Source organism: Hyphomicrobium sp., from assembly GCF_020852195.1.
Lineage (GTDB): Bacteria > Pseudomonadota > Alphaproteobacteria > Rhizobiales > Hyphomicrobiaceae > Hyphomicrobium_C.
Map to the genome: position 1 here is coordinate 1 of NZ_JADZBI010000156.1, position 5,221 is coordinate 5,221.

The window sequence follows — 5,221 nt, forward strand, 5'->3', positions numbered from 1 at the left end:
AAATGGTTGGGCACGGTGGTGCTGGTGTTCTCGATACTGATCGTGCCCAAGGTCACCGTCGGCATCGTCGACAAGACCGGCGGTGCCGCTGTGAAGGTGGTCGGCAACGTGCCCTTCGGGGTGGCGGTGCTGGGCAGCCTCACGAGCACGATCGGCAACACGCTGACGGGGCTTTTCGAGACGGCGTTCCAGGTCATTCCGGGCATCGGTGCCCTGCCCGCCGAGCTCTCCTACCAGCAGAACGGCCTGATGTTCGGTAACCGCCTGATCCGCGAAACCGGCAACGTGGTGTTCCAGGACCCGGCCTTCCGCACCGACCTCATCAACTTCATCCACAACTGCACCACCTACGACCTGATCGACGGCACCCTCGATCCGGCAACGTTTTCCGCGTCCGACGATGTCTGGCCACTGATGGCCTCGCCCAATCCGGCGCGCTTCAGCACGCTGACCGCCGCGGGCGGCTCCGTCGGCGTCGATACCTGCCCGAACGTCTACCAGAGCCTCAATGGCCGATTGCCGGCGCAGATCACCCGCATCCAGGGGCGGCTCGCCTTCCAGCTCAACCCGACGCTGCCCAGCGCCGCTGCCGCGGCCGTCATCGCCGGGCAGATCCAGCAGGCCTATCTCAAGAACAGCATCGCCACCGCCGCGGCCACGGCTGCCGACCTCATCCGGCAGAACGCTGTGCTCAACGCGATCGAGGACACCAGCAAGATCGTCGGCCAGAAGGTCAACGATCCGGCGGCCATGGTGCTGGCAGTCGGCCGGGCCCAGGCCGTGGCCCAGCAGAACGCGACCTGGCTCAACTACGGCAAGGTGGCCGAGCAGGCCCTGCCGGTATTCCGCAACGTGGTCGAGGCGGTGACCTACGCGATGTTTCCGCTCTTCGTGCTGCTGCTCCTGCTCACCAGCGGCCGAGAGACGATGCTGGCCTTCAAGGGCGACGCCGCGGTGCTCATCTGGATCCAGCTGTGGCCCCCGCTCTACGCCATCCTCAACTACATGGCCTCGATCTACGCGGCCTACGATCTGGCGGCCGCGGCGGACCTCGGCACGGGCAGCAAGGCGCTGGCCCTGCAGACCGCCTCAACAATCTATTCGCGCGCGATCTCGGGCGAGGCCGTCGTCGGCTACCTCGCGATCAGCATTCCCTTTATCGCCTGGGCGGCGTTGAAGCGCATGGAGAACTTTGGGACGGCGCTGGTCGGGGGCCTGTCGGGTCTACAAGCGATGATCTCAGGTGGAACGTCGGCCGCGACCGTCGGCAACGTTTCCATGGGGAACGTGGGGATGGACCAGATGCAACTCGCGCCCAACCGCACCTCGGCCTTCATGAGCAGTTGGCAAAACGATCTGAGCGGGAACACGTTCTCGTCAAATGTTCTGACCGGGCGAACCGCCGTCAGCCTGCTGCGCAACCAGGGATTTGCTTCCCGAATGGTCTCGATGCGCGTGTCCGAGCAGGATGTGGTGCAGGCCAGCCGCCAGGCTGACGCCGCCCGAAATGAGGCCATCGCAGCCAGCACTGAGCACTCCGCCGTACTAGCAGAAGCATTCTCGCGCGGGCTAACAAAACTGCGCTCATCGCGAAGTAGCAGTGGATCCACCTCCAGCAGCTTCGAGCAGACGGGCGAGACGCTGAACAGGCTGGATCAAATATCGAAGAGTGTGGCCGAAAGCACCGGACTGTCGCAGTCTCAAGTTGCCAGTATTGCGTTCGGAGCGGCCGGTCACTTGGGAGTAAATGCCGGCGTCGTTGGTGGTCGCCTGGACGCTCGCGCAGACAAGAGTTACCTGTCTGGCTTATCGGCCCAGGAACAAAAGGTCTTGGGCAGCATGAGCAGCGAACAGTTGGCAGAGTTCAAGCAGTTCGGTGACAGGGTGTCGCGCGACGCGAGCTTCACGAGCGTGATCGCCAACGACGCCCGCGAAGCTCGCGACATGACTGCCCGGCTCGCCTCCACGCGCGCGCGATCGGAGCGCGCTGAGGCGAGCTTCGCTGAGCGTACGGCGTTCGCGGAACGCCTGTCTGCCGCCCACGAGAAAGGAGAAACCATTTCCATTGACATTGCTCAGGACCCACACAACCTGGAGATGTTTATGCGCTACGCGGAGCGATACGGTGGGACCAGCGCGGCAGCCCACGCCCTGATGGAATCGGAACTGGCGCGGCAATCTCTTCGGCCAAATCGAGTGTTCTCCGACGGAACTGCGCTACCAGCCTCCTTTGGAGACATTCGGGACCAGCACATGCAGCTTCGGGGTGAAGCTGTGCTGACCCCCGATATTGACGGCCTGCACCAATCCGACCGCGTGCAGACCTCACGGTTTGGCAAAGCCGCACCGACGCAGGGAGCCGCGCCAACGCTGGCGCCTGTTCGAGAAGAGATTCATACCCAAGGCAATCAAATTCGCTCGCATGCAGAATCGAGCCGTGCAGACTTTGACTCCAAGGCTGAGATCGTCAAGACGGATGACGGAACACTTGCATCGAAGAAGTCGCTGTTGGTGCAGTCGGGCAAGCAGGTAGGTAAGGACGCTGCAGCGACAATCGACAATGCGAAGGATGTCGTGAAGGATTTGCTGCGAAAGTAGTCAGCCGAGCCGATCCGGGTCGAACATGTGCTTGTCGGGTTCAGCTTCAGATGGCTTCATGAATGGCGGATGGCCTTTGTCACGCCAGTAGTTCGCAGCTAGATCTTTCGGAGTGGTGCCCATCCCGGGGAGCGGATTCTCGTCCCATTCAAGGGGCTGCCGCCTCTTCCTACCAATGCTAGCGAGCGCCCCACCAATTGGGGCTCCGAAAAGTGCACCGACCCCTATCATCACTAGCCTGGTTCCCCAGTCGCCGTTTCGAGCAGCAATCAAGCCGCTCAGCGCGCCGAGCACGATGAATCCTATGAAGATCAGTTTTCTCATTTCGGCCTCCTGCGCTCAGCCTACATCAAGGCTACATGGGCCGGCGCAAGGTTCAAGTCTATTGCCACTTACCCCGCTTGAATTTCCACCGCCAAGACCTGCTGGCTATGCGCTCACTCGAATTTCCGCACGTCGTTCCAAGGACCGTAGTGGCCTGACCTGAGCATTAGGCAGATTGCATCCTCTGAAGAATACCTGGCATGTGCTCGAGCCCCCAGTATCCGGAGGAAGTCACCGATCGGCATCGTCTTATCCAGGACGGGACAGTAGACCTCGCCATCAAACTCCAGCCAAGCATGGCCGATTGTCCCGGCACCCGAGTGTCCGTTGCTTTCGCCGTGGACCAGTTCCCATTCCGGGGCCTGCAGACAACCTCGCATCGCCAGTTCGTAGCACCGCCCTTCCCGTTTTCTGATGCGCTTGATCCGACAGGTGGGCGTGTTGGCGTCCAACCATCCCATGGGGAGTCCATCGTTTTTGTTCCGTTCAGTTTTCATACGACGACTTCATCGCTGCCAGACGGTCGAGAAACGCCGGATTCAGTTCGCGACTTGCCAGAACGTCTTGCAACGAGGACTGCCGACTTTTGATGGCCACCTGCACAAAGGAACAGCGCTCCTCGATCACAGGCAGGATGCGTTCGCGCACGAACGTTGATCATTTCTGTGAGGCAGTCTTCGCGGCCCTGCCGGTGTGTAAAGGCACCACTTTGGCCCCGGCAATCCACCCATCAACCATGTCGGCCCAGCTTTGCAGCATTTCCCGGCGCTGCTCGGCGTACTCAGCCTTGTTATAGACGGCGCGCACGCCTCGCTGCTCGTGCGCAAGGCACTTCTCGAGCCAGTCGGTATTGAAGCCAGCCTCATGCAGCAGCGTCGAGGCCGTCCGGCGCAGGTCATGGACGCAGAAATGCGGTAGTTCATGGCCTTCCGTTTCCGCCTTTTCGACGACAGCGGCAATCACTCGATTCAGGGTCGCCTCGCTCATCGGCTTGTCGGTCTCGTATCGGCCGGGGAGAAGGTACGGGCTGCTGCCCGCGCACGTCTTGAGCCCTACCAGTAAATCGAGCGCTTGCTGGCTCAGGTAGACCACGTGCGGCCTACGGGCTTTCATACGTTCGGCTGGGACCGTCCAGGTGGCCGCTTCGAAATCAACTTCCTTCCACGTTGCCTGAAGCAACTCCCCCTTGCGGCACATGCTCAGGAGGATGAGCTTGAGCGCCAGTTTGAGGGTGGGCAGCGTCCCGACGCTATCCAGGACAGTGAAGAAAGTCCTGATCTCCCCCGGCGTCAGCGCCCGCTCCCGCGGCTTGAAGGTCGCGATGGCCGAGGCCTTCACATTCTCGGCCGGGTTTTCGATCTTGAGGCCGCGCGCCATGGCGTGACGGTAAACCTGCTGGATGATTTCGCGGGCATGCACCGCCGTCGCTGGAGCTCCCCGCTCCTTGATCTTCTCGCACAGGTCGAACACCTGGCTGGACGTGATTTCTTCAAGCTTGCGCTTGCCCAATTTGGGCAGTACGTCACGGTCGAGAATGCTCTTGCGCATCGCTACGGTACTGTCGGCCAGGCCGGCATCGCGCAGCCAAATCTCGGCAAACACCTTGAAGGTGCCCGATTCCCGCAATTCCCGTTTACCGTCAGCCTTGTCTCGCGCCGGCGACTCCCCACGGCTGACGGCATTCTTCGCCCGCGCCAGAAGTTCGCGCGCATCGGCCAGCGACAAGGGATCGCCGTACTTGATGGTCTCAGGGTCACGCTTGGCCTGGCTAGCTTGGAACTCGTCGTACTGGCCCAAGCTAAGAGTTTCGCGCCGGTCCGCCAAGCGGTAGTCGTAGCGGAAGGTCACGGTGCCCTTTGGCGAAACCACTACGTACATACCGTCACGGTCTGGAACCTTGTACGCCTTTTCCTGGGGCTTGAGGTTTTTCAGTTTCATGTCGCTCAGGGCCATCGCCTTGTCCTCCACGGGATTCGCGTTTACCGTCAGAGCATCAAGACGGTAAACGGTTCACTGATCAGCACACCCCAAACTATACCGTCATTTTTACCGTTGAAAAGTGTGGGATTTGTATGCACGTCATGGGACGACAAAAACACAAAGGCCCTTGAAAAATCAAGGGCCTTTGGCGATTGTGGGTCGTTGTGGAACGGCGTGAAACGCTATCGAATCATTCCCACTCGATCGTCGCCGGCGGCTTGCCGGAGACGTCGTAGACCACGCGCGAGAGGCCGGGCACTTCGTTGATGATGCGGCGCGAGCAGAGGTCGAGCAGTTCGTAGGGCAGGTGCGCCCAGCG

General features: G+C 61.1%; 5 protein-coding genes. 1 reads left to right on the plus strand and 4 read right to left on the minus strand.

The window, feature by feature from the left end:
- The coding region (locus tag IT540_RS13455) for a conjugal transfer protein TraG N-terminal domain-containing protein (protein WP_291178721.1) at positions 1-2,598 on the plus strand (2,598 nt) is incomplete at its 5' end.
- Here the strand turns inward: IT540_RS13455 and IT540_RS13460 are convergent.
- From IT540_RS13460 to IT540_RS13475, 4 genes are all read right to left on the minus strand, one after another.
- Positions 2,599-2,922 carry a hypothetical protein gene (locus IT540_RS13460; protein ID WP_291178724.1) on the minus strand — a complete coding sequence of 108 codons (324 nt, stop codon included), beginning with the start codon at positions 2,920-2,922 and terminating at the stop codon, positions 2,599-2,601.
- Positions 2,923-3,408: 486 nt separating this feature from the next.
- The gene (locus tag IT540_RS13465; RefSeq protein WP_291178727.1) at positions 3,409-3,570 is read right to left on the minus strand and encodes a hypothetical protein; all 162 of its coding nucleotides are present in this window, start codon (positions 3,568-3,570) and stop codon (positions 3,409-3,411) included.
- Between the two features lie 9 nt (positions 3,571-3,579).
- A complete protein-coding gene (locus IT540_RS13470) occupies positions 3,580-4,875 on the minus strand; it encodes a tyrosine-type recombinase/integrase (RefSeq protein WP_291178730.1) in 1,296 nt (431 codons plus the stop codon).
- Between the two features lie 217 nt (positions 4,876-5,092).
- A partial coding sequence (locus IT540_RS13475; RefSeq protein ID WP_366029878.1) for a hypothetical protein occupies positions 5,093-5,221 on the minus strand: 129 nt, incomplete at its 5' end.

Excerpts from the sequence above, each read along its gene's own strand:
- IT540_RS13460 (WP_291178724.1), bottom strand. The coding sequence starts at position 2,922 with ATGAGAAAACTGATCTTCATAGGATTCATCGTGCTCGGCGCGCTGAGC.
- IT540_RS13470 (WP_291178730.1), bottom strand. The coding sequence starts at position 4,875 with ATGGCCCTGAGCGACATGAAACTGAAAAACCTCAAGCCCCAGGAAAAG.